Origin of the sequence: Thioalkalivibrio sp. ALgr3 (assembly GCF_000377325.1) — a bacterium.
Classification (GTDB): Bacteria; Pseudomonadota; Gammaproteobacteria; order Ectothiorhodospirales; family Ectothiorhodospiraceae; genus Thioalkalivibrio.
The window spans coordinates 290,146-312,348 of the sequence record NZ_KB897976.1 but is presented as its reverse complement, the minus strand read 5'-3'; the positions used below and the strand labels follow the sequence as shown (position 1 = coordinate 312,348).

At 68.2% G+C, this 22,203-nt stretch carries 19 protein-coding genes and 1 tRNA gene; 8 read left to right on the top strand and 12 right to left on the bottom strand.

The window, feature by feature from the left end:
- Positions 1 to 22: 22 nt before the first annotated feature.
- From C998_RS0101565 to C998_RS0101530, 8 genes are all read right to left on the bottom strand, one after another.
- Positions 23 to 850 carry a FixH family protein gene (locus C998_RS0101565; protein WP_019570138.1) on the bottom strand — a complete coding sequence of 276 codons (828 nt, stop codon included), beginning with the start codon at positions 848 to 850 and terminating at the stop codon, positions 23 to 25.
- A 90-nt stretch (positions 851 to 940) separates the two neighbouring features.
- Positions 941 to 2,347, bottom strand: a complete 1,407-nt coding sequence (ccoG, locus tag C998_RS0101560) for a cytochrome c oxidase accessory protein CcoG (RefSeq protein ID WP_018869084.1) — start codon at positions 2,345 to 2,347, stop codon at positions 941 to 943.
- 146 nt (positions 2,348 to 2,493) lie between these two features.
- Positions 2,494 to 3,423 carry a cytochrome-c oxidase, cbb3-type subunit III gene (ccoP, locus tag C998_RS0101555; protein ID WP_018869083.1) on the bottom strand — a complete coding sequence of 310 codons (930 nt, stop codon included), beginning with the start codon at positions 3,421 to 3,423 and terminating at the stop codon, positions 2,494 to 2,496.
- Positions 3,420 to 3,641, bottom strand: coding sequence for a cbb3-type cytochrome c oxidase subunit 3 (locus tag C998_RS0101550; RefSeq protein ID WP_018869082.1), 222 nt, complete (start codon positions 3,639 to 3,641; stop codon positions 3,420 to 3,422). The genes ccoP and C998_RS0101550 overlap by 4 nt, the downstream gene beginning before the upstream one ends.
- 24 nt (positions 3,642 to 3,665) lie before the next feature.
- Positions 3,666 to 4,400 carry a cytochrome-c oxidase, cbb3-type subunit II gene (gene ccoO / locus C998_RS0101545; protein WP_018869081.1) on the bottom strand — a complete coding sequence of 245 codons (735 nt, stop codon included), beginning with the start codon at positions 4,398 to 4,400 and terminating at the stop codon, positions 3,666 to 3,668.
- Positions 4,401 to 4,419: 19 nt separating this feature from the next.
- On the bottom strand, positions 4,420 to 5,907 hold the full coding sequence (ccoN, locus tag C998_RS0101540) for a cytochrome-c oxidase, cbb3-type subunit I (RefSeq protein WP_024329217.1): 1,488 nt from the start codon (positions 5,905 to 5,907) through the stop codon (positions 4,420 to 4,422).
- A gap of 269 nt (positions 5,908 to 6,176) precedes the next feature.
- Positions 6,177 to 7,055 (bottom strand): malonyl-ACP O-methyltransferase BioC, encoded by an 879-nt coding sequence (gene bioC, locus C998_RS0101535; RefSeq protein ID WP_018869079.1) that lies wholly within the window; start codon positions 7,053 to 7,055, stop codon positions 6,177 to 6,179.
- A complete protein-coding gene (locus C998_RS0101530) occupies positions 7,052 to 7,813 on the bottom strand; it encodes an alpha/beta fold hydrolase (protein WP_018869078.1) in 762 nt (253 codons plus the stop codon). Before C998_RS0101530 ends, bioC begins: the two co-directional genes overlap by 4 nt.
- A gap of 72 nt (positions 7,814 to 7,885) precedes the next feature.
- On the opposite strand from C998_RS0101530, the gene plsY reads away from it, so the two are divergent.
- Positions 7,886 to 8,530 carry a glycerol-3-phosphate 1-O-acyltransferase PlsY gene (plsY, locus tag C998_RS0101525; RefSeq protein WP_018869077.1) on the top strand — a complete coding sequence of 215 codons (645 nt, stop codon included), beginning with the start codon at positions 7,886 to 7,888 and terminating at the stop codon, positions 8,528 to 8,530.
- An 18-nt stretch (positions 8,531 to 8,548) separates the two neighbouring features.
- Here the strand turns inward: plsY and tsaD are convergent, their stop codons facing one another.
- Both tsaD and C998_RS0101515 read right to left on the bottom strand, forming a co-directional pair.
- Complete coding sequence (gene tsaD / locus C998_RS0101520) at positions 8,549 to 9,568, bottom strand: tRNA (adenosine(37)-N6)-threonylcarbamoyltransferase complex transferase subunit TsaD (protein WP_018869076.1); 1,020 nt, start codon at positions 9,566 to 9,568, stop codon at positions 8,549 to 8,551.
- A 61-nt stretch (positions 9,569 to 9,629) separates the two neighbouring features.
- Positions 9,630 to 10,820 (bottom strand): class I SAM-dependent methyltransferase, encoded by a 1,191-nt coding sequence (locus C998_RS0101515; protein WP_018869075.1) that lies wholly within the window; start codon positions 10,818 to 10,820, stop codon positions 9,630 to 9,632.
- 93 nt (positions 10,821 to 10,913) lie between these two features.
- On the opposite strand from C998_RS0101515, the gene C998_RS0101510 reads away from it, so the two are divergent.
- The 3 genes from C998_RS0101510 (at position 10,914) to C998_RS0101500 (ending at position 13,556) form a co-directional block, all read left to right on the top strand.
- Positions 10,914 to 11,636 (top strand): pteridine reductase, encoded by a 723-nt coding sequence (locus C998_RS0101510; protein WP_038030804.1) that lies wholly within the window; start codon positions 10,914 to 10,916, stop codon positions 11,634 to 11,636.
- 48 nt (positions 11,637 to 11,684) lie between these two features.
- Positions 11,685 to 11,954, top strand: a complete 270-nt coding sequence (locus C998_RS0101505; protein WP_018869073.1) for an accessory factor UbiK family protein — start codon at positions 11,685 to 11,687, stop codon at positions 11,952 to 11,954.
- Positions 11,955 to 12,044: 90 nt separating this feature from the next.
- A complete protein-coding gene (locus tag C998_RS0101500; RefSeq protein WP_018869072.1) occupies positions 12,045 to 13,556 on the top strand; it encodes a YifB family Mg chelatase-like AAA ATPase in 1,512 nt (503 codons plus the stop codon).
- Between the two features lie 55 nt (positions 13,557 to 13,611).
- On the opposite strand, the gene C998_RS0101495 is transcribed toward C998_RS0101500, so the two are convergent.
- Positions 13,612 to 14,502, bottom strand: a complete 891-nt coding sequence (locus C998_RS0101495; RefSeq protein WP_018869071.1) for a c-type cytochrome — start codon at positions 14,500 to 14,502, stop codon at positions 13,612 to 13,614.
- A 203-nt stretch (positions 14,503 to 14,705) separates the two neighbouring features.
- Between C998_RS0101495 and C998_RS0101490 the strand changes: the two genes are divergently transcribed.
- A tRNA-Arg gene (locus tag C998_RS0101490) sits at positions 14,706 to 14,782 on the top strand.
- Between the two features lie 190 nt (positions 14,783 to 14,972).
- Here the strand turns inward: C998_RS0101490 and C998_RS0101485 are convergent.
- Entirely contained in the window at positions 14,973 to 15,263 is a 291-nt protein-coding gene (locus tag C998_RS0101485; RefSeq protein ID WP_018869070.1) for a hypothetical protein, read from the bottom strand.
- A 203-nt stretch (positions 15,264 to 15,466) separates the two neighbouring features.
- Here C998_RS0101485 and C998_RS0101480 point away from each other — a divergent pair, with 203 nt between their 5' ends.
- Genes C998_RS0101480 through C998_RS0101470 form a run of 3 tightly spaced genes read left to right on the top strand, consistent with a single transcriptional unit; the run spans position 15,467 to position 22,201 of the window.
- Positions 15,467 to 16,438 (top strand): ABC transporter substrate-binding protein, encoded by a 972-nt coding sequence (locus C998_RS0101480; RefSeq protein WP_018869069.1) that lies wholly within the window; start codon positions 15,467 to 15,469, stop codon positions 16,436 to 16,438.
- Positions 16,435 to 20,307 carry a PAS domain-containing protein gene (locus tag C998_RS15320; protein ID WP_018869068.1) on the top strand — a complete coding sequence of 1,291 codons (3,873 nt, stop codon included), beginning with the start codon at positions 16,435 to 16,437 and terminating at the stop codon, positions 20,305 to 20,307. Before C998_RS0101480 ends, C998_RS15320 begins: the two co-directional genes overlap by 4 nt.
- Positions 20,308 to 20,329: 22 nt before the next feature.
- Positions 20,330 to 22,201, top strand: coding sequence for a diguanylate cyclase domain-containing protein (locus C998_RS0101470; protein WP_018869067.1), 1,872 nt, complete (start codon positions 20,330 to 20,332; stop codon positions 22,199 to 22,201).
- Positions 22,202 to 22,203: the final 2 nt, after the last annotated feature.

The following is a 22,203-nucleotide window of genomic DNA, read 5'->3' as shown; positions in this document are numbered from 1 at the left end:
GGCCTCATCGGGACCCGCGCCGTCAGCCCGAGTGACCGTGAACGCGCGTGTTCGCCTGCTGTTCGACCTGCGCCCCGTCGCGTTCGACGAAGAAGCGCAGATCCCAGCGCCCGGCCTCGGGAAGTGCCACGTCGACCTCGTAGAATCCGTCACCGCGTTCGCGCATGGCGAAGGGCTGATCCTTGCGATGGTCGGCGAGCCAGAGGAAGGTACCCGTGACCTCTGCCCCTTCCAGAGGCCGGCCCTCGGCGTCGCGGACCTCGACCCGCAGGGTCTCGGTCTCCCCCTTGCGGGGCTCTCCCAGCCACCCCTGCCGGATCTCCCAGCCACGCGAGGCCTGTTCCTCCAGTTCGCTCATGCGATGTACCGCCAGCGCCTGGTCGCGGTCCTCGAAGCCGTCGACCAGCCCCGGGAACGCCGAGGTCACACGCTCCACGGGGGCGTCCGGCTCGGGCAGCAGGGTACCGATGAAACGGTCCGGCATGCCGTTGTGGGCGAGGGTAATCAGCACGGCCTGAACCGTCGCGATGATGGTAAAGAACCCGACGATCACCATCGGGGCCCAGTGCAAACGACCCACGTGGGCCTTGCCGGCGGCTGCCTCGGCCTCCTTCTGGCTGAACACGATCCCGAGCCCGTAAGGCACAATCACGTACAGCGCCAGATGGATGGCGAAGACATCGGCCCCCTGCCAGGTAAGGATGGAAGCCGGGATGAACACGAACAGCATGACCGCCACCACGACGGCAGCCGCATGATAGGCGCGCAGGCGCGTGAAGCGGTAGATCAGGAAGAACAGCAGCGCCAGGGCGGCACTGCCCAGGCCAAGGGTAATAACCAGGTTGCTCATGATGCCTTCAACGTCCACGGGGACGGGGTTGCGTCCGGTGTTTGCGAACCCCGGCGTATCCGTTTGCCGGGGTAGAGGTCCGCCCTCCGGTCAGCGTGCGTAGCTGAACTGGGAGCCGATCGTGTAGGGGTCGATCCGACCCTGACGATCCGTAATCACGAAGTCGAACGGGATCCGGGATCCGGAGGCATCCGGCGGAACATCGTAGCGCACTCGGGCCAGCACCGTCAGGCGTTCGCCCGGCTCCAGGCGGATGTCCGACACCTGCCCCAGATCCAGCGTGGCATCGTCCAGACCAGCGATTCCCAGTTCAAAGTCGAGCACTTCCTGACTCGTATTGTTCAGGCGGATCTCGTAGGAGTTCTGGATCTGGCCGTCCGACATCTGGACGTAGAGGGGCTGGCGGACCTGATTCACGTTGGCATCCATCGGCGGACGATCCAGGATGCTCGCCACCAGGGCCCCCAGGATGACCAGCATCACCGCCCCGTAACCCACGGTCTTCAGGCGGATCGGGTGCGTCTTGCCACCTTCCAGCTCGCGTTCCGAGGTGTAGCGGATCAGGCCGCGGGGCCAGCCCTGCTTGTCCATGATCGTGTCGCAGGCGTCCACGCACAGCGCGCAGTGGATGCACTGATACTGGAGACCGTCCCGGATGTCGATCCCGGTGGGACACACCTGCACGCAATAGCCGCAATCAATGCAGTCGCCGACGCCCGCCGCCTGGCGCTCCTCGCGCGTCTGAAGCCCCTTGACCGGTTTCGCCCGCCCTGCCGAACCTTCGCCGCGGTCCTCGTCGTAGGACACGATCATGGTGTCCTTGTCGAACATCACGCTCTGGAACCGCGCGTACGGGCAGATAAAGGTGCAGACCTGCTCGCGTGCCAGCCCCGCGGCCGTGTAGGTGGTGGCCGTGAGGATACCCGCTGTCACATAGGCCGCGAAGACGGCCTCGCCGACGAAGAACTGCTGCACGATGGTGGGCGCATCCCCCCAGTAGAGGACAAACCCCAGCCCGGTCGCGAACGCAACCAGCAGCCAGGAGGCATGCGTCGCGGCATATTTCAGGATCTTTTCGCCGTTCCATGGCTGCTTCGACAGCCGGATCCGCGCCGGCCGCTCGCCCTGGATCTTCCGCTCCAGGTACATGTACACGTCGGTCCACAGGGTCTGGAAACAGAAATAGCCGCAGAACACGCGACCGGCCAGGCCGGTCACAAAGAACAGAGTGACGGCCGCTAGCATCAGGAAACCGGCCAGCCAGAAAATATCCTGGGGATATACCACGAGATCGAACAGGAAGAACTGGCGACCCGGGATATCGAAGAGGATGGCCTGGTTGGGGCCGTACTCGCGCTCCCAGCGGATCCACGGAAGCAGGAAATAGACGCTGTAGGCGACGAGCAGGATACCGGTCTTGAGGTTGCGGAACCGCCCTTTAACCGAACGCGGATGGATCGGAATACGGGCTTCGTACATCGGCTGCTGTTCCGCCATCAATGCCTCCCGGGGAACGGCCCCGGATCAGGGACGCCGCAGGTCCGGTGTCCCATGGGATTTGAATCATTAACAGCTAATGCGGGTGCGAGGTCAAGAACCTCGCACCCATGCGGTCGGATATCGACGCGGCAGAGGCAGCGGGCTTACTGCCCGCCACCGAGGGAGTGCACGTAGGCCGTCAGGATCTTGATCTCTTCATCCGACAGCCGATCCGCGAAGGCCGGCATCTCGCGCTGGGCCCCGTTGCGGATGAAACGCGCGACCTGACGCTGACGCTCGCCATCGTCGGCGGCACCGTGGACGTCCACCAGACCCCAGATGTCATTGGTCAGGTTGGGCGCGCCCTGGGATTCGATCCCCTCGCCCCCGGTACCGTGGCACTGGAAGCAGCCGCCGTCATAGCCGGTGAAGACCCGCTCGCCCGCCTCGACCGCGGCCGGATCCATATCGTAGCCGTTCATCGACAGGACGAAAGCGGAGACGTCATCCAGCTGCTCGTCCGAAAGCCTGCCCCGGTAACCGGGCATGTAACCCAGGCGCCCCTGAACCAGGGTTTCTTCGATCTGCTCGACCGTGCCGCCCCACTTCCAGTGGTCGTTCCGCAGGTTGGGATACTGGCCGATCACGCCGGCACCGCCCACCTGATGGCAGGCCGCGCACCAGGTCCCGAAGGAACCCTGCGCGTAGGCGTTCACGAAGCTCATGGCATCCGCGTCCTGCAGGATTTCGGCGTACTCCATACCCGCAACCTGCTCCAGCATGTCGCGCTGGCGCACGGCGTACTCACCGGTCTGCATGTCCCGGTAGAACAGCGCACGGGTGTTCCAGTGCGTGGTGACCTCCTCGCCGTCCTGCTCGTAGGTCACCGAGGCCAGTCCCTTGGTAAAAGTGTCGCCGATCGGCCAGGCCGGGTAGAGGACCCAGTAGACCAGGGCGAACACGACCGTGGCGTAAAAGCCCCACAGCCACCAGCGCGGCAGCGGATTGTTGTATTCGGCGAGGTCCTGGTCCCAGACGTGACCGGTGGTTTCCACCTCACCCTGACCCGGTTTGCGATTGTCCTGTGTGCTCATTGCTCGTCACTCTCGGTTTTGTCACGCCGGGACGTCGTCGGCTCCCGATGTGAATCATCATCATCCAGAGGAATGTAGCGATACGTCTCGAATTTCCGTGCACGCCGGGGGTTGGCGAACAGATAGATCACCACCCCGACGAACGTGCTCATGAACAGGATCAGGGCCAGGGTCTTGCTGTTGCCCATGTCCTGGATCCATTCCCACAAACTCAGCATGACGGAATCGAGCTCCCTGACGGCTTACCGGAATTCGGCAAAGTGGCCGTCATCGTATTCACTGAAATCGACCATGGTTCCCAGAACCTGCATGTAGGCAACAATGGCGTCCATTTCGGTAATGGTGGCGCTGTTGCCGTCAAAGTTCTCGGCCTGGGCCTGTTCGATCAGGTTTTCCTCTGCCCGGTTGATGTCGAACATGCGGGCGTGTTCTTCGCCGTACTTCTCGACGTTACGCTCGTACTCCTCTTCCGTAAGGGAGTAAGGAACGCCCACCCGCCGCAGGGCAATCATCCGGTCCTCGAGGTCGGACATGTCCAGAGGCGTCTCCGCCAGCCACGGGTAACCCGGCATGATGGATTCCGGCACCAGCGACTGCGGGTCGATCAGGTGCTGGACCTGCCACTCGTTGGAGTACTTGCCGCCCACCCGGGCCAGGTCCGGGCCGGTCCGCTTGGACCCCCACTGGAACGGGTAGTCGTACTGCGACTCGGCCGCCAGCGAGTAATTGCCGTAACGCAGCATCTCGTCACGGAAGGGCCGCACCATCTGCGAATGGCAGGCGTAGCAGCCTTCCCGGATGTAGATGTCGCGCCCCCGCTGCTCCAGCGGGGTATAGGGCCGGACGCCGTCCACCTCTTCGACGGTGTCGTCGATGTAGAACAGCGGGACGATCTCGACCAGGCCGCCGACACTGATGACGGCCAGAGTCAGGACGATCAGGAGTCCGGCGTTAGTCTCTACGCTTTCGTGCTTCATGATTCCTCTTCTCCCCTGATCAGGCCGTGCGGGCTTCGGCTTCGATGGCTTCCTGACGGGCACGGGCTTCCGCCTTGATGCCCGAGCGGACCGTCATGAAAATGTTGAACGCCATGATCACCATGCCCAGGAGGAACAGACCGCCGCCGATGGCACGCACCACGTACGGCTGATGCAGGAACACCACGGACTCGGTGAAGGTGTAGGCCAGGTTCCCGTACTGGTCGAAGGCGCGCAGCATCAGGCCCTGACCGATACCGGCCACCCACATCGCAGTGATGTAAAGCACGATGCCGACGGTGGCGAGGAAGAAGTGCACGTACACCAGCTTCAGGCTGAAGAGGTTCACGTTCCACAGCCGCGGGATCAGGTGATAGAGCGAGCCGAAGCTGATCATCGCCACCCAGCCCAGGGCACCGGAGTGCACGTGGCCCACCGTCCAGTCGGTGTAGTGGGACAGCGCGTTCACGCTCTTCAGCGACATCATCGGACCCTCGAAGGTCGACATGCCGTAGAACGCCAGCGCGGTGATCAGGAACAGCATGATCGGGTCGGTGCGCAGTTTGTCCCAGGCGCCCGACAGGGTCATGATCCCGTTGATCATGCCGCCCCAGGACGGCAGCAGCAGCAGGATGGAGAAGGTCGCCGCCAGGGTGGAGACCCAGTCCGGCAGGGCCGTCCAGTGCAGGTGGTGCGCACCCACCCACATGTACAGGAAGATCAGCGCCCAGAAGTGGATGATCGACAGCTTGTACGAGTAGATCGGACGGCCGGCCTGCTTCGGCACGAAGTAGTACATCATCCCGAGGAACGCGGCCGTCAGGAAAAAGCCCACCGCGTTATGGCCGTACCACCACTGACGCATCGCGTCCTGCACACCGGAGAACATCGGGTAGGACTGCGGGTTGAACAGGCCCACCGGCACTTCGATGTTGTTGAAGATGTGCAGCAGCGCGGTCGCAAGGATGAACGACATGAAGAACCAGTTCGCCACGTAGATGTGCGGCTGGTTGCGGCGCAGCAGCGTCATGGTGAAGACCAGGAAGTACACCACCCAGGTCACCAGGATGATCAGGTCGATCTGCCAGTTGAACTCGGCGTATTCGCGACCCTGCGTGATCCCGGCCATGTAGCTGATCACGCCCAGGATGAGCGCGAGGTTCCAGCCATAGAACGTGAAACTGGCCAGGGAGTCGTTCCACAGTCGCGCGTGACAGGTGCGCTGAACGACGTAATAGGACGTGGCGAACAGGGCGTTACCCCCGAAGCCGAAGATCACCGACGTGGTGTGCACCGGGCGGAAGCGCCCGAAGGTGATCTGCGCGATGTCGAAGTTCAGGAACGGCCATGCGAGCTGCGAGGCAATCCAGACCCCGGCGGCCATGCCGAACACGCCCCAGAGGACGGCGGCAACCGCGAACTTCTTGACGATCGCGTAGTTGTACTGCTCGGTTGAAGCGACTGACGCTGCGGGTGCGGCACCCGCGGTAGTGGCTGCTTGTGACATGACTTTTCCACCTTGCTGCGGGGAACACGAAGGTCCCGATGGATCGGGGGCTCAGAACTCTACCCCATTACCGGTCGACAAAAAAAACCAAGACCACCCCCTGCAGTCGGACATTCGTTCGAGAGCAGGGGAACTTTCTGGCCGCTGAAGGATACACCGGCGGATACCCCTGACGCGAGAGTGCACCGAGTGATTCCGCTCGGTGTTGAGGCAAATCACGCACCCGCGATTTTGACGCGGGATTTTCGAGGGAGTGCGAGCGGCGGGCTTCAGGAGACCGGCCGAATCGGGATGGTGCGCCCTTCCGGCTCGCGCGGCGGGGGCGCATCCGGCACCCAGGCGTGCCCGTACACGACCTCCCAGGTCGCCGGCAGGCGGCCTTCCACGCCGAATCGCTCGGCGTAGGCCTCGGCCACGGCCACCAGGCGCCGGGGGCCGGTAAGCCCGCGGCCACGCCCGGCCAGGGCGTTGCGCACCCCCACACCCCGCAGATCGCGCATCAGTCGGGTGAGATCGGGATAGGTCAGGGTCAGGGTTTCCTGATCCATCACCGGGTCGGCGAAGCCTGCGCGCACCAGGGCATCGCCGATGTCGTGCATGTCGATGAAGGCATTCACGTGGGCGGCCGCACCGCCGTCCACCGCGGCGAACGCCTCGCGCAGCTCGCTCAGGGTGGCCGGGCCGAAGGTGGTGAACATCCACAGGCCACCGGGCGCCAGGATCCGGCGGACCTCGGCAAACGCGCGATCCAGACTGCTGCACCACTGCAGCGCGGCGCTGGAGATCGCCAGATCCTGCGAGGCGTCGGCCAGCGGCAGGGCCTCCATGTCGGCACACAGCACCCGCGGGCGCCGCAGCCAGCGCCCGCGCCGGCGGGCCCGCTGCAGCATGGCCGGCGCGAAGTCGACCCCGGTCAGACGGGCGCTGCGATAACGGCGGGCCAGGTCGTCGAACGATTCGCCGATCCCGCAGCCCAGATCGATCACGCGTTCCGGCTGCATGCGGATCAGGTCCAGGCGTTCGAGCAGGCGCCCCTGAACCTCGCGCTGCACTGCGGCGTGCGTTTCGTAGTCGGCAGCGGCGCGGCCAAAGCCTTCACGCACCCGTGCCTTGTCGAGTTCGAAGCCGGAAGGGTCGATGTCGCTCATGCGGGGATCTCCGCCAGCGTTGCATGGATGAATTCGGCGACCGTATCGGGCGCCGCCAGCAGCAGGGCGTGCGGACCGGGCACCCGCCGGATGCGCGCCCCGGGCACCCGGGTCGCCAGATGCCGTTCCAGACCCGGCGGGATCAGGGCGTCGTCCTGGGCCAGCAGCGCGGCCAGCGGCGACCCGGCGCCCAGATCGCCACGCCGGTCCGCCTCACGCAGCGCGGCGAGCCCCGCCACCAGGGCCTCGGGTCGTGCCGCCGCCGCTTCCAGCCCGCCGCGCAGGGAACGCGCGAGCGCGGCGGGCTCCTGCGCGCCCCGCGCGCACAGCGCAGCAAACTGGCGCCGCAGGCGTCCGGTGTCGCCACCGAGCAGCCGGGCAAAACCGTCCAGCTCGCGCGGATCCATTGCCTCCGGCCAGTCCGCCGCGCGCACAAAGCGCGGACTCCCCGCCACCAGGATGCGCCCCCGCGCATCCGCGCCCGGGACGGCCAGCGCGGGCAGTGCGCCCAGCGACCACCCGACCCACACGGGACTCTCCAGATCGTCGGGCAACCCCGCCGCCAGCTGCGCGGCGACGGCATCCGGATCGGCCAGCTCGTCACCGCCGCCGGCGGCGCCATGGCCGGGCAGGTCCGGGGCATGGATCCTCCCCGCGTACCCCCGCGCCCGCAGCCCGCGGATCACGGGCTTCCAGACCGCGCCGGAGAAACCCCAGCCATGCAGCAGAACCAGCGCGGGGGCACTGCCGTCGCTCACGCGCGCCCCCTGCCCCGGCCACGTCCCGTTGCGTATGATGGGCCCGCATTCGCCAACCGGAACCGCTCCACCATGCTCAGCGCCATTGCCATCGTCCTCGCCTATCTGCTCGGGTCCGTATCCAGCGCGATCCTGGTCAGCCATGCGCTGCGGCTGCCCGATCCGCGCACCAGCGGCTCGCGCAACCCCGGCGCCACCAACGTGCTGCGCACCGGCGGCCGCACGGCGGCCCTGATCACCCTGCTGGGCGACGTGGCCAAGGGCTGGCTGCCGGTCTTCATCGTCCTGCAGTGGACGGACCTGCCGGGCTGGGCCGCGGGCGCCGTCGGCCTGGCGGCCTTCCTCGGCCACGTCCTGCCAGTGTACTACCGCTTTCAGGGCGGCAAGGGTGTCGCCACCGCGCTGGGGGTCCTGCTGGCGCTGAACCCGCTGGTCGCCCTGCTGAGCGCGCTGACCTGGCTGGCGGTCGCGGCGATCTGGCGCTATTCCTCGCTGGCGGCGCTGGTGGCCGCCGGCGCGGCGCCGCTGTACCTGGCCTTCGCCCCGGGCGAGCCGGATTTCTGGATCGTCACGCTGGTCGCGGTGATGGCCCTGATCCTGTTCATCCGCCATGACGAAAACATCCGGCGGCTGATGCGCGGCGAGGAATCCCGCATCGGCGAGAAGAAAAAGCCCGCCTCCGGGGAAGACGACACCGAAGAAGACGGCTCCGCGTAGGGCGGCTGCGGCCCGGCTTCAGCCGGTCAGCTCCGCCAGCGGCCAGCGCGCCCGGGCATGGATGACCGGGCTGCCGGCGTCGTCCACCGCCTCGGCGGCGCGCCCGGTCTGCAACCGGCGCAGGCCGGCCAGCGCGATCATCGCCCCGTTGTCGGTGCAGAATTCCGCCCGCGGAAAATGCACCGGCACGCCGCTCTCGCGCGCCATCCGTTCCAGACCCGCGCGCAGGGTCGCGTTCGCGGCCACCCCGCCGGCCACCACCAGCGCCGGGGCACGGCTCTGCTTCAGGGCGCGACGGGTCTTCTCCACCAGGGTCTCGCTGACCGCCTCCTCGAACGCCCGCGCGACATCCGCCGGGGCGTGTCCGCCCTTGCGCACGGCCGTCAGCACCGCGGTCTTCAGCCCGGAGAAGCTCATGTCCAGACCGGGCCGGTCGAGCATCGGCCGCGGCAGGCGCAGCGCATCCGCCTCTCCGTCGGCCGCCAGCCGCGCCAGCGCCGGCCCGCCCGGATAGCCCAGCCCCAGGAGTTTGGCGGTCTTGTCGAAGGCCTCGCCGGCGGCATCGTCGATGCTCTCGCCCAGCAGCTCGTAATCGCCCAGTGCACGGGCATGGATCAGCTGGGTGTGTCCGCCGGACACCAGCAGCACCAGAAACGGGAAATCGAACTCGCCCTCCAGCATCGGCGCCAGCAGATGCCCCTCGAGGTGATGCACCGGCAGGGCCGGCACACCCCAGCCCCAGGCGAGCGAACGCGCCACTGCGGCGCCGGTGAGCAGCGCCCCCAGCAGCCCCGGCCCGCCGGTGTAGGCGATGGCATCCAGCTCTTCCCCGCGCATGCCGGCCTCGTCCAGCACTGCGCGCACCAGCGGCAGCAGGCGCCGCACGTGGTCACGCGAGGCCAGCTCGGGCACCACGCCGCCGTAGACCGCGTGCAGATCGGTCTGGCTGTAGAGCCGGTGCGCGAGCAGACCCTCGCGGTCGCTGATCAGCGCCACGCCGGTCTCGTCGCAGGAGGTTTCGATGCCGAGTACGTTCATCCGGGAATCATGCCCCGCGGCGCCCCGGCGGGAAAGTACCCGCACCGGCCCCATGCCTCCGTCACAGGCGCCCCCGGCGGTCGGGAAGGCCGGCCTGCGGCAGCGACGGGCAGTCGCGGGTCAGGGCCATGACCTGAAAGCGCTCGCCCATCTCCCCCGGCAGTGTCAGCATGCGCACCGCCTGCGCCGCGCGCAGGGTGGTCTCGGCGTCTCTGGCGTCGCCCACCCGCGCATCGAAGCGCGCGGGAAGGCCGGCCGCCAGCAGGAACTCGCCCTGCGCGGCGTACACCGCGACCTCCAGCCCGGCGGCATCCGCGGCCTCCGCGACCGCGGTAAAATCCACGCTGGCGGTCAGATCCATCAGCCCCGGCTGCGCCAGCGGATCCAGCACCATCTGCTGACGGTGGTAACCCACCAGCGTCCCCTGATGCCGCTCCGGGGCATAGAAGGCGTCGCGCGGGAAGCCGTAGTCGACGATCACCACCGCGCCGCGCTCCAGATGCTCCGCCGCGGCCGCGATCCAGGCGTTCTGGGCCGGACGCCACTCCGAAGTGTAACCCTCGGGCCACGGCCCGCAGCGCGCGTGCAGCTCGTACACCGCGCTGCGCAGCGGCTCCGGCGCCGGGCGTTCGGCCAGTACCAGGCCGCCCTCGTCCGCGGACACGCCCATCTGCCCCACCGCCCCGTCGCGCCAGCGGAACAGCTCCACCGGCAGGGCATCCAGCACCTCGTTGGCCAGCACCACGCCGCGCCAGGGCTCGCCCGGCAGGGCATCCAGCCAGGTCACCCGCGCGAAGTCTTCCGCCGGCAGCACCGCCTGCAGATACTCGCGCTGGCGCTCGCGCAGATCCGGACTGACCTCCAGGATCCAGTAGCCCGCCCACGGCACTCCCGCCTCGCGCAGGGTCGCCAGCACGTCGCCCGCCAGCCTCCCGGTGCCTCCGCCGAATTCCAGGATCACGCCCTCGCCGCCGAGGTCCTGCTGCAGCACCGGCGCCAGCCATGTCGCCAGGGTCTCGCCGAACAACGGCGAGATCTCCGGCGCGGTGACGAAATCCCCGCCCGCACCCAGCTTGTGCGCCCCGTTGACGTAATATCCCAGACCCGGTGCATAAAGCGCCCGGTCCATGTATTCGACGAAAGGCAGGAACCCTCCGGCCTCGCGGATGCTCTGTTGCAGGGAGTCCACCAGCCGCGCGGAAAGGTCCGCGGCCGGGTCCCCGGGGCCTGTGCTAGATTCTGCCGGCGGCATTGGTCATTCGTTCCATGCAGGGAGTTGGCAGTGGCAGAGAGTGCCCCAGGCAAGGATTCACCGAAACCCCCGGAGGACGCCGGCGAACGCCGCGTGGTCCTGATCACCGGCGGCGCGCGGCGCATCGGCGCGGCCATCGCGCGCGAACTGCACGCCGCCGGACTCGACGTCATCGTGCACTGTCGGCGCTCGCGCGCCGAAGCCGAAGCGCTGACCGACGAACTGAACGCCCGGCGTCCCGACAGTGCCCGGCCGCTGCAGGCCGACCTGCTCGACCCGCAGGCCCCGGAGGCCCTGGCCCGGGAAGCGCATGCCTGGCGCGGCCGGCTGGACTTCCTGGTCAACAACGCCTCCACCTTCTACCCCACGCCAGTGGGCGAGATCACCATGGCGCAATGGGACGATCTGATGGGCTCCAACGTGCGCGCCCCGCTGTTCCTGACCCAGGCCTGCACCCCCGCCCTGCGGGCGAGTGGCGGTGCGGTGGTGAACATCGTCGACATCCACGCCCTGCGACCGCTGAGCGGCTACCCGGTGTATTCCGCGGCCAAGGCCGGGCTGCATGCCCTGACCCAGTCGCTGGCACGCGAGCTGGGCCCGGAGGTGCGCGTCAACGGCGTGGCACCGGGGGCGATCCTCAGTCCCGAGGACCCGGCCAACGTCGCCCCCCACGAGGCAATGGTGGAGCGCACGGCCCTCAAGCGGCCCGGCGACCCGGCGGATATCGCCCGCACCGTGCGCTTCCTGCTGCTGGAGTCCCCCTACATCACCGGCCAGGTGATCCCGGTGGATGGCGGCCGGTCGGCCTCGCAATGACACCGGAACGCGTTAGACTGGAAGAACCGAAACCCGGAGACCGCAGGCATGCTTGACCCGAAACATTTCGATGACCTCGCCCGACGCATCACCGAAAGCCTGCCGGAATCGGTGCGCAGCGTGCAGGAAGACGTCCACCGCCAGGTGCGCAGCTCGCTGCAGGCCGGTCTGGAGCGCATGGACGTGGTGACCCGCGAGGACTTCGACGTCCAGGTCGCCCTGCTGGAGCGCACCCGCGAGCGCCTCGCCGAACTGGAGGCCCGGGTGGAAGCCCTCGAGCAGGCCGCCCGACCGCAGGACACCGATTCCGACAACTGATCGCCGCATGTGGCGCCGGCCGCGGCCGCGCCATCACCAACCAGTTGCCGCCGGGCCCGGAACGCCCGGCCCGAACAGGGAGAGGCAGGGATGCCCATCGCCATTGTCACCGCGCGCGCGACCGACGGGATCCGCGCACCGGCCGTCACCATCGAGACCCACCTGGCCAACGGCCTGCCGGCCTTCCAGATCGTCGGCCTGCCCGAGGCCGCGGTGCGCGAGAGCCGCGACCGCGTGCGCGCGGCCATCCAGACCGCAGGCTTCGAGTTTCCGCGTCGGCGCATCACCGTCAACCTGGCACCCGCCGACCTGCCCAAGGAGGGCGGGCGCTTCGATCTGGGGATTGCACTGGGGATCCTGGCGGCCAGTGAACAGGTCCCGCAGAGCGCCCTGGATGCCCGCGAATTCCTCGGCGAACTGAGCCTCGACGGCCACATCCGCCCGGTGGGCGGCGCCCTGCCGGCCGGACTGGCCGCCGGCGAGGCGGGGCACCAGCTGGTCCTGAACCCCGATGACGGTCGCGAGGCCGCCCTGAGCGGCCGCGCCGACATCGTCACCGCGCGCCACCTGGGCGAGGTCTGCACGGCCCTCAACGGTGGCCCCGCCCTGCCCGCCGCCGAACCTCCGGCAGCGTGTCCGCCGGCCTACCCCGACCTGGCCGACGTACGCGGCCAGCATCGCGCACGCCGCGCGCTGGAGATCGCCGCCGCCGGCGGGCATCACCTGCTGATGGTCGGACCGCCGGGCAGCGGCAAGTCCATGCTGGCCGCCCGCATGCCCGGGCTCCTGCCGCCCATGGATGACGCCGAAGCCCTGGAAACCGCCGCGATCCACAGCCTGCGCGGTACCCGGCACCTGCACGAGGACTGGCGCAGCCGCCCGTTCCGCCAGCCGCACCACACGGCCTCGGGCGTGGCCCTGGTGGGGGGCGGCGGGACACCACGCCCGGGAGAGATCTCGCTGGCCCACAATGGAGTGCTGTTCCTGGACGAGCTGACCGAGTTCGACCGGCGGGTGCTCGACGTGTTGCGCGAGCCCCTGGAGACCGGCGTCATCCACATCTCGCGCGCCGCCCACCAGGCCGAATTCCCGGCGCATTTCCAGCTCGTCGGCGCCATGAATCCGTGCCCGCAGGGCTTCGACTGTGATCTGGGGAACGCGTGCCAGTGCACCCCGGAGCAGCGCGGGCGCCATCGCAAGCGGCTGTCGGCGCCCCTGCTGGACCGGATCGACCTCGCAATCGACGTACCGCGCATCCCGCCGGCGGAACTCGGCCGCGACACCCCCGATCCGGACGCCGAGGACAGCACCACGGTCGCCCGCCGCGTGGCCGCGGCGCGCCGGCTCCAGCTGGAACGCCAGGGCTGTCTGAACCGGATGCTGGAAGGCCGCGCCCTGCAGCAGCACGCCCGCCTGCCCGAGGAAGAACGGGCGCTGCTGGATGCCGCCGCGGAACGTTTTCGCCTGTCGGCCCGGGCCTACCACCGGATCCTGCGCGTGGCCCGCAGCCTCGCCGACCTGGCCGGGGCACCGACGATCGGCCGCGCCCAGCTGACCGAGGCCCTCAGCTTCCGCGCCCTGGACCACTGGCGCGTGGAGTAGACACAAAAAAGCCCCGCCACGACGCGTTCGTGGCGGGGCTTTTCGCAGCCCGGCCTCAGGACTCGTCGAACGTCGCGATATAGGCAGACAGATCGGCGATATCCTGATCCGACAGATTGCGCGCGTTCGGCGCCATCAGGTGGGTGTCATCCCCCACGGTCTCGCCGGCGCGGTACGCCACCAGACGACCGGCAATGAACTCCGCCGTATTCCCGGCGATGGCCGGGAAGATGCCCACGCCCTGACCCCGGGCGCCGTGGCAGGCGACGCACGTGCCGTACAGCTGGTTTTCCGCGCGCGTGGCGTCACCCGCAGCCAGATCGATGCCGTTGACGGTTTCACCATTGCCATTCGTGGCGGCTTCCTCCGCGGCGGCCTCCTCCTCGGCGGCGGCCTCTTCTTCCTCGCTCGCGGCTTCCTCACCGTTGCCGTTCTCCGCGGCACCGTTGTCCGGCGACCAGCCGTGATCCACGTCCGCCTGATCCAGCATGTAGGCGACCGCCTGGCGAACCTCGTCGTCGCTCAGGCTCGGGTCCCCGCCCTTCGCCGGCATCGCATTGAAGCCGTTGATGGAGTGATCAAAGAGGGTATCCATGCCCTTGTCACTGAAGCGCGAGGACCATTCGTCGGTGTCGTCCACGATGGGCGCACCCGAAGCACCCGTGTCGTGACACGCCGCGCAGACATTCTGGTAAATATCCCCCGGACTCAGATCGGCCGCTTCCTCGTCCGCCACGTCCACCGGACCGGCCTCGACCCGTCCCGCCGGAGTCAGGCGTTCCGTCAGCTGTTCCTCGGTAATGGTGGTGCGTTCCGCCGTGCCCATCTGGCCGAGCCAGTTCACCAGCTGGGCCACCAGGAAAATGACCGCGCCCGCCAGCGCGATTGCCGAGATGAACAACAGCACCTTGTTCCCGGCATCCATCTTGATCGGTTGATTCGCCACTTCTCTCCCTCCGAGATCCGGCCGAATGCGGCCTTGATTTTGGTTTCCCCTGGAATCCGGGCGCGGCCCTGAAAGCTGCGGCGCACGGGCGCGCACGAGGGGCGAGAGTATAGGGCATCCGGCGCAACCAGACCACAAACCAAGTACAGCACTCAAAAATCACTGGACGAAAAAAGCCGCGCCGCGTACCATTCCGCTTCGTAGCGCCCGTAGCTCAGCTGGATAGAGCGCCACCCTCCGGAGGTGGAAGTCAGAGGTTCGAATCCTCTCGGGCGCGCCATTTCCCGCAAGACCCAGGCCCTGCCATCCGATTCGGGGGTCATTGGTGAACCTCCCACGACGGCCGATGACTACATTGAAGACGGGGCAGGCAGGATGCACGGCTCCGAGCTTTTGTGCCGGAACCGGTCCTCGGCGAGCGTACGGAGCACGCAGACGGAAGGCCATCCGGCTGGCCTGACGGCCGGCCGTCAGGCGAAGAGATCTTCCGGACGTTTTGCCGTCAGAATCCGCTCGGACCAGCGCAGCAACGTCTCCGAATCCGCCTGTTCGATTCGGGCACGATACGTTTCGGCCGCCTCGGCGCCGAAACGCATCTCCACCAGGCGCAGCAGCACGGCTTCCCCGCCTTCCTTGCGGCCCTCTTCACGGCCCTCTTCACGGCCCTCTTCACGGCCCAGTTCGCGTCCTTCCCTTCGCCCCTCCTCGATCCCCTGCTGCTTCCAGTCCCGGGTCCATTCCTCCACACGTTCCGCAAGCATGCTGCGTACCTCCTGCAAGTCCGCTACCTGTTCCAAGTCTACACCCGGCACGCGCGCCGGCAGCAACACGCGCTTGATCCACGCGCATGCGTCCCGGCCGGCGCAATCGCGAGGGAACGGCGACGCGCCAAACCGCGAGTCTGTAGACTGGAACACCTTATCAACCGCCCGGACCAGCCGGGCCGCCCCCGCCCGATGCGGACATGTACATGGATCGACGCAGCTTTCTGGTCACCGCCGGCGCCACCCTCCCCGCCCTGCTGGGGGCCTGTGGCCGGCCGGAGCCGCCACTGGAGATTGCCGGCCACGTATGGCCGGGCTACGAGCCGATGTTCCTGGCCCGGGCCATGGGCTGGCTGGACCCCGACCGGGTCCTGCTGCGCGAGACCGACTCCGCCAGCGAATCCATGCGCCGACTGGCCGCGGGCGAGGTCCATGGTGCGGCGCTGACCCTGGACGAGGTGCTGCGGGTGCGCGCCGGGGGTACGGATCTTCGCATCGTGCTGGTCTTCAACATCTCCGCGGGGGCCGACATGGTGCTGGCGCGCCCCGCGATCGAAAGCCTGGAAGATCTGGCCGGGCGCCGGATCGGCGTGGAAGACTCGGCCCTGGGGGCCCTGATGCTCCACCACACCCTGGACACGGCGGGCCTCAGTCGCGACGAGGTCGAAACGATGTCGCTGACCATCAACGAGCAGGAGGCCGCCTGGGAGCAGGATGAGGTGGATGCCGTAGTGACCTATCAGCCCGTCGCCGAGCGCCTGCTGGACGACGGCGCGCACGTCCTGTTCGACAGCCGGGCGATGCCGGACACGATCTTCGATGTCCTCGCGATCGAGGCCGGCCACCTGGAACGGCTCGAACGCTCGACCCGCCACCTGATCGCGGCGCATTTCCGTGCCCTGCATCACCTGCGCACCAACCCGGTGGACGCGGGCTACCGCATGGCGGAACGCCTGGGGGTCCCCGGCCACCGCGCCATGGAAACCTTCCGCGGACTGGTGCTGCCGGATCCGGCCAGCAATCGCCGTCTGCTGGCCGGTGCCGATTCCCGGGTCCTGCAGGCGGCACGGGAGATCGCCGGCCTGATGGGAGATGCGGACGCGCCGCTGGACCGCGACTTCGGGGATGAACTGGTACGCCCCGATCTGCTGCCGCGCGAGGAGCCCCGATGAGATACGCGATCGGGATCGCAGCCCCCCTGCTGGTCGCCCTGCTGATGCTTGCAGCGACGCCGGCGGTGGCCGAACGCAGCGTGACCGTGGGGATCCTGGCCTTCGAACCGGAGGATATGGCCCGCGAGCGCTGGGAGCCACTGATCGAACACCTGGACGCGCAACTGAAAGACGTGACCGTGGACGCGGTGATCGCCGATTACTCGGCCCTGGAGGAGAATCTGCGCAACAACCGGCTGGATTTCCTGCTGACCAACCCCAGCCACTACATTCGCATCCGCAGCGACAGCCATCTTTCGGGTGCTCTGGCGACCCTGGTCCCGCTGCACGAAGGGACACCGGTACGCGGCTTTGGCGGGGTCGCCTTCACCCGTGCCGAGAACGATCATATCCGCGACTGGGACGACGTCCCCGGGCAGCGGATCGCAGCCGTCCTCCAGGACTCGCTGGGCGGCTACCAGGCCCAGGCCCGGGAACTGCGCGAACTCGGCGCGACACCGCGTGATGAGGACATCGAGTTCACCGGCATGCCGCATGACCGGGTGGTGGAGCGGGTCCTGGACGGCGAGGCGGACGTTGGATTCGTGCGGATCGGGATCCTGGAACGCCTGAAGGAAGCCGGCCAGCTCGAGCCTGAAGAACTCCGTGTCATCGGACGGCAGGACATGGTGGATTTCCCGCTGGCCCTGTCCACGCGCGTCTATCCGGAGTGGCCGTTCGTGGCCCTCGAGCAGGTCCCGCGCGATCTCAGCCACCGCATGCTGATCGCCCTGCTGGAGCTGGACGGCCACCCGGCACCCGCGCAGGCCGCAGGCATCGACGGCTTCACCGTCCCCATGGACTACGAGCCGGTGGAAGAGCTGGCGCGCGAACTCCGGCTGCCGCCGTACGATGCCTCCCCGGAGCTTACCCTGCGGGAATTCATCCAGGTCTACGGCCAGCAGGTCACCCTGACGCTGGCCGTCGGCAGCCTGATGCTCGCATTGATCCTCGGCCTGGTGCTGGTGAACCGTCGCCTGACCACGGTACGCCGGGAACTGGAAGACAAGGCGGCGGCGCTGGAGCGCAGCGAGGCCCACGCGCGCGCACTGATGCGGGCCCTGCCGGACAGCCTGTTCCGGATGGACCGCGACGGCACCTTCATCGAATGCGAGGCCGTCTCGGAAGAGATGCTGCTGATGCCACCCGAGGAGTTTCTCGGGCGGCGCCTGGACGAACTGTTCCCGCCCGCCTATGCCGAACCGGGCACCCGGGCGATCCGCGAGGCGCTGAACAGCGGCGAGGTCCGCGACTTCGAATACGACACGACCGCACTGGGCATGCCCGGCCATTTCGAGGCCCGGGTGGTCCCGCTGAACGACCGCGAAGTGCTGATGATCGTGCGCGACGTCAGCCAGCGTTTCGCGATGGAGGCTGCGCGCAGCGAGGAACGCCGCTTCCGCGAGAACCTGCTGGCCAGCCTCGGCGAAGGCGTGTTCGGCATCGACCGGGAGGGCCGTTTCACCTTCATCAACCCCACCGGATGCCGCCTGCTGGGCTTCGCCGACCAGACCGAGGCTCTCGGGCGGGATTCCCACACCACAACACATCACAGCCATCCGGACGGCTCGCTTTATCCCGCGCAGGAATGTCCGATCCACGGGGTCCTGGTCAGTGGCGAGACGGTGGAGGCCTGGGAAGACCATTTCTGGCGCCAGGACGGCGAAGCCTTCCCGGTCCTGGTCTACGCCTCGCCCATGCGCGACGACACCGGCGAACTGACCGGCGTGGTGGTGTCGTTCCAGGACATCTCGGTGCGCAAGGCGATGGAGCGGGCCCTGGCCGACAGCGAGGCCCGCTTCCGCCTGGCCCAGGAGGCCGCGCGATTCGGCATCTGGGAATGGGATCTGGCGGAAGACCGTATCCACTGGGATGCGCAGTGCTGGCGGATGCTGGGCGAGGACCCGGCGGAGGGCCGGTTGCTGGCTTACGAGGACTGGCGCCAGCGCCTGCACCCGGAGGATCTCCCCGAGGCCGAGGCGCAGGTGCAGCGCCAGCTGACCGAGGGCGGGAAGTTCTCCATCGAGTTCCGCTATCGCCTGGCGGACGGCGGCTGGCTGTGGACCCTCGGCCGGGGGCGGGTCATCGAGTGGGGTGCGCAGGGCGAACCGCGGCGGATGACGGGCATCCACGTCGATATCCAGCGGCTCAAGGAGGTCGAGGCCGAGCTGCGCCAGCGCGAGAACGAGCTGGCCGAGGCCCAGCGCATCGCCCACATGGGCAACTGGATATCCGATTTCCGCTCCGGCGAGATCCGCTGGTCGGAGGAGGTCTACCGCATCTTCGGACTGGACCACGACCAATGGGGCGCGACCGAGGCGGCCTTCATGGAACGGGTCCACCCGGACGACCGCGACACGGTCCGCGCGGCCATCGATGCCTCGGTAAGTGGCCCGGGTGTGCCCTACCGGGTGGAACACCGGATCCTGCGCCCGGACGGCGAGATCCGCACGGTCTACCAGCAGGGCGAGGTCGAATTCGACGACGAGGGCACGCCTCTGTGGATGCTGGGGACGGTGCTCGACATCACCGAACGCAAGGCCACGGAAGAAGCCCTGGCCCGGCGCCAGGCCGCCGACCGCGCGACCTCCGACATCGCCACGCGTCTGGTGACCCGACGCGACGTGGACCGGGCGATCGAGGAATCGCTGGAGGTACTGGGGGAACTGCTGGGGGCCAGCCGGTCCTGGGTCTTTCTGTTTCGCGAGGACCGAGGGATCCTCGACAACACCCATGAATGGGCCGCGCCCGGGGTGCCACACCGAAAACAGGAACTCCAGGGACTGGCCCTGGCCGACTTCCCGGACTGGCAGCGACGGATGGCCCATGAACGTCTGATCCACATACCCGATGTAGAGACACTCGGAGAAGCGGCAGACAGGGAACGGGAATGGCTCCGGGGGCTGGGGGTGCATGCGCTGATGGCCGCGCCCCTGCTGGCGGCCGGCGAACCCCAGGGGCTGCTGGGTGTGGTGGACGTACACGGAACGGCATCCTGGGGGCCGGAGGACGCCGAGACCCTGCGGCACGTGGCCGACCTGCTGGGCAACGTACTGGAACGTCACCGGGTGCAGCAGGCCCTGGAGGGACTGAACCTGGAGCTGCGCCGCTCCAACGAGGAGCTGGAGCAGTTCGCCTACGGGGTGTCCCACGACCTGCGCCAGCCGCTGCGCATGGTCAGCAGCTACCTGCAGCTGCTGGAGCGCAGCCTGGGCGAACGGCTGGATGCGGATCAGCAACGTTTCCTCGGTTACGCCACCGAGGGCGCCCGACGCATGGACCGCATGATCGTGGGCCTGCTGGAATATTCCCGGGTGGGACGCAAGACCGACCCCATGGCGCCAGTGGACACCCGCGAGGCCCTGGAAACCGCTCTGGCGTTCCTGCAGCCGGCAGTGACCGAAACATCGGCGCGCATCGACGTCGAGGGCGACTGGCCGCGCCTGGTTGCCAGCCAGGACGAGCTGGTACGCCTGCTGCAGAACCTGATCGACAATGCGCTGAAGTACGTGCCGGGCGACACGCGCCCCGAAGTCCTCATCGACGGACGCATCGACGGCGACCACTGGGAGGTCCGCGTGCGCGACAACGGGGTTGGCATCCCGCAGGATCAGGAGGATCGACTGTTCCGGGTCTTCTCGCGTCTGCACGGTCACGGCGAATATGAAGGCAGCGGCATCGGTCTGGCGCTGTGCCGCCGGATCGTGGAACATCACGGCGGCCGCATCGGCGCCGAATCGGACGGACCGGGACTCGGCAGCACCTTCTGGTTCCGGATACCCCGCCGGACTCCGGAAAACGAGCGAACTGAAGACAACGCAGGCGCATGAAGGGGCCCGTGGAGATTACCCGATGAACGAGACCGCCGAGCCGGTCACCGACGTCCTGCTGGTGGAAGACGAACCGGCGGACGTCCACCTGACGCGCATGGCCTTCGAGGAAGCCGGGGTCACCGCGCGCCTGCATCACGTGAACGACGGGCGCGAGGCCCTGCGGTTCCTGGCCGGCGAGCCACCGTACGACGAAGCCCCGCAGCCGGGCCTGATCCTGCTGGACCTGAACATGCCGCACATGGGCGGGCTGGAGTTCCTGCAGCGCCTGCGCGAGACCGATCAGGCCGAGGAAGTCCCCGTGGTGGTGTTGTCCACTTCCGATCTGGAACGCGACATTCAGGCCAGTCACCAGAACGGCGCGGCCGACTATCTGGTGAAGCCGCTGGACATGGAACAGTTCTGCGACCGGGTACAGCAACTGGCGCAGGACTGGAACCTGCCGCTGGAGAAAAACACGCCGCCTCCGATCCCCGACCCTGCGGCCGATGCGCCGACGGAAAACCGCGACGCCTCGTCGAAAGCGCCCCGGGAAGATGGCGACCATGCAACCTCCCCGGCGGGTTCCGGCGGGGATGGGGTGCCCGTGCTACTGGTGGAAGACGAACCCGGGGACGCGGATCTGGTGCGCTTCGGCCTGCGCGGCTCGGCCCGGGAACACTTCGACGTGACCCGGGTCGACCGGTTGTCGGCGGTACCGCAGGCCCTGGACGAGGTTTCGCCCGCCGTCGTTCTGCTCGACCTGTCACTGCCGGACAGCACCGGGCTGGACACCGTGCGCGCCGCACGCGAGTGGTTCCGGGACACGCCAATCATCGTGCTGACCGGTTACGACGACGAGGATTTCGCTCTCAGGACACTGGAGGCCGGGGCGGCGGACTACCTGGTCAAGGGTCGGATCGAGACCTCCACCCTGGGGCGCGCGATCCGCTATGCCCGTAGCCGCGCGAGCCTGGAGGGACGTGTCCGCGAATCCGAGGCGCGCATGGCCGCCGCACTCGAAGGGGCCCACCTGGGCCTGTGGGACTGGCGGGTCGACCGCGATTCGATGTACTACGACCGGCGGTGGGGCGAGCTCACCGGCCTGGCGGACGCGGAAGGGTACGGCCCGGTGGCGCTATGGGATCGGGTCCTGCATCCGGAGGACCGGGAGCGACGGGACACCGCGCTGCAACGACACCTGAAAGGCGAAACCTCGCGCTATTCCGCGGAGTTCCGGGTCCGCCACCCCTCCGGGTCCGAGGCCTGGCTGCTGGATGCCGGGCAAGTGATTGAACGCGACCGGGATCAGCACGCCCGGCGCATGGTGGGCGTGGTTCAGGACATCACCGAACACAAACGAATGGAGCAGCGCCTGGAGACACTGGCGCGCACCGACCCGCTGACCGGGCTGGCCAACCGCCGACTGTTCATGGACGAACTGGAGCGCGAATACGCGCGCATGCGCCGGGAACCGGGCTACGCCGCCGGCCTGCTGATGCTGGACATCGACCACTTCAAGCGTTTCAACGACCGTTACGGTCACGAGACCGGCGACCAGGTGCTGGTCGAGTTCGCCGACTGCATCGCATCCGCGCTGCGGGCCGGCGATCGCGCCGCCCGCCTGGGCGGCGAGGAGTTCGCGATCCTGCTCCACGGGGCCTCGCTGGGCGAGGCCGGGCACACCGCGGAGCGAGTACGGGCGCGGGTGGAGGCGATGGAGCCGCAGCCCGACCGCCCGAACACCACCGGGGTGACGACCAGCATCGGGGTGACCATCCTTCGCGCGGACGACAGGGGCGCCGACGATGCGCTGCGGCGGGCCGATGATGCCCTCTACGCGGCCAAATCCCGGGGACGCAACTGCGTGGTCGTCAACGGCAGCGCCAGAGAGGAAGAGCCGCCGAAAGATTGAGA

Excerpts from the sequence above, each read along its gene's own strand:
- C998_RS0101565 (WP_019570138.1), bottom strand. The coding sequence starts at position 850 with ATGAGCAACCTGGTTATTACCCTTGGCCTGGGCAGTGCCGCCCTGGCG.
- ccoG (WP_018869084.1), bottom strand. The coding sequence starts at position 2,347 with ATGGCGGAACAGCAGCCGATGTACGAAGCCCGTATTCCGATCCATCCG.
- ccoP (WP_018869083.1), bottom strand. The coding sequence starts at position 3,423 with ATGAGCACACAGGACAATCGCAAACCGGGTCAGGGTGAGGTGGAAACC.
- C998_RS0101550 (WP_018869082.1), bottom strand. The coding sequence starts at position 3,641 with ATGCTGAGTTTGTGGGAATGGATCCAGGACATGGGCAACAGCAAGACC.
- ccoO (WP_018869081.1), bottom strand. The coding sequence starts at position 4,400 with ATGAAGCACGAAAGCGTAGAGACTAACGCCGGACTCCTGATCGTCCTG.
- ccoN (WP_024329217.1), bottom strand. The coding sequence starts at position 5,907 with ATGTCACAAGCAGCCACTACCGCGGGTGCCGCACCCGCAGCGTCAGTC.
- bioC (WP_018869079.1), bottom strand. The coding sequence starts at position 7,055 with ATGAGCGACATCGACCCTTCCGGCTTCGAACTCGACAAGGCACGGGTG.
- plsY (WP_018869077.1), top strand. The coding sequence starts at position 7,886 with ATGCTCAGCGCCATTGCCATCGTCCTCGCCTATCTGCTCGGGTCCGTA.
- tsaD (WP_018869076.1), bottom strand. The coding sequence starts at position 9,568 with ATGAACGTACTCGGCATCGAAACCTCCTGCGACGAGACCGGCGTGGCG.
- C998_RS0101515 (WP_018869075.1), bottom strand. The coding sequence starts at position 10,820 with ATGCCGCCGGCAGAATCTAGCACAGGCCCCGGGGACCCGGCCGCGGAC.
- C998_RS0101505 (WP_018869073.1), top strand. The coding sequence starts at position 11,685 with ATGCTTGACCCGAAACATTTCGATGACCTCGCCCGACGCATCACCGAA.
- C998_RS0101500 (WP_018869072.1), top strand. The coding sequence starts at position 12,045 with ATGCCCATCGCCATTGTCACCGCGCGCGCGACCGACGGGATCCGCGCA.
- C998_RS0101485 (WP_018869070.1), bottom strand. The coding sequence starts at position 15,263 with ATGCTTGCGGAACGTGTGGAGGAATGGACCCGGGACTGGAAGCAGCAG.
- C998_RS0101480 (WP_018869069.1), top strand. The coding sequence starts at position 15,467 with ATGTACATGGATCGACGCAGCTTTCTGGTCACCGCCGGCGCCACCCTC.
- C998_RS15320 (WP_018869068.1), top strand. The coding sequence starts at position 16,435 with ATGAGATACGCGATCGGGATCGCAGCCCCCCTGCTGGTCGCCCTGCTG.
- C998_RS0101470 (WP_018869067.1), top strand. The coding sequence starts at position 20,330 with ATGAACGAGACCGCCGAGCCGGTCACCGACGTCCTGCTGGTGGAAGAC.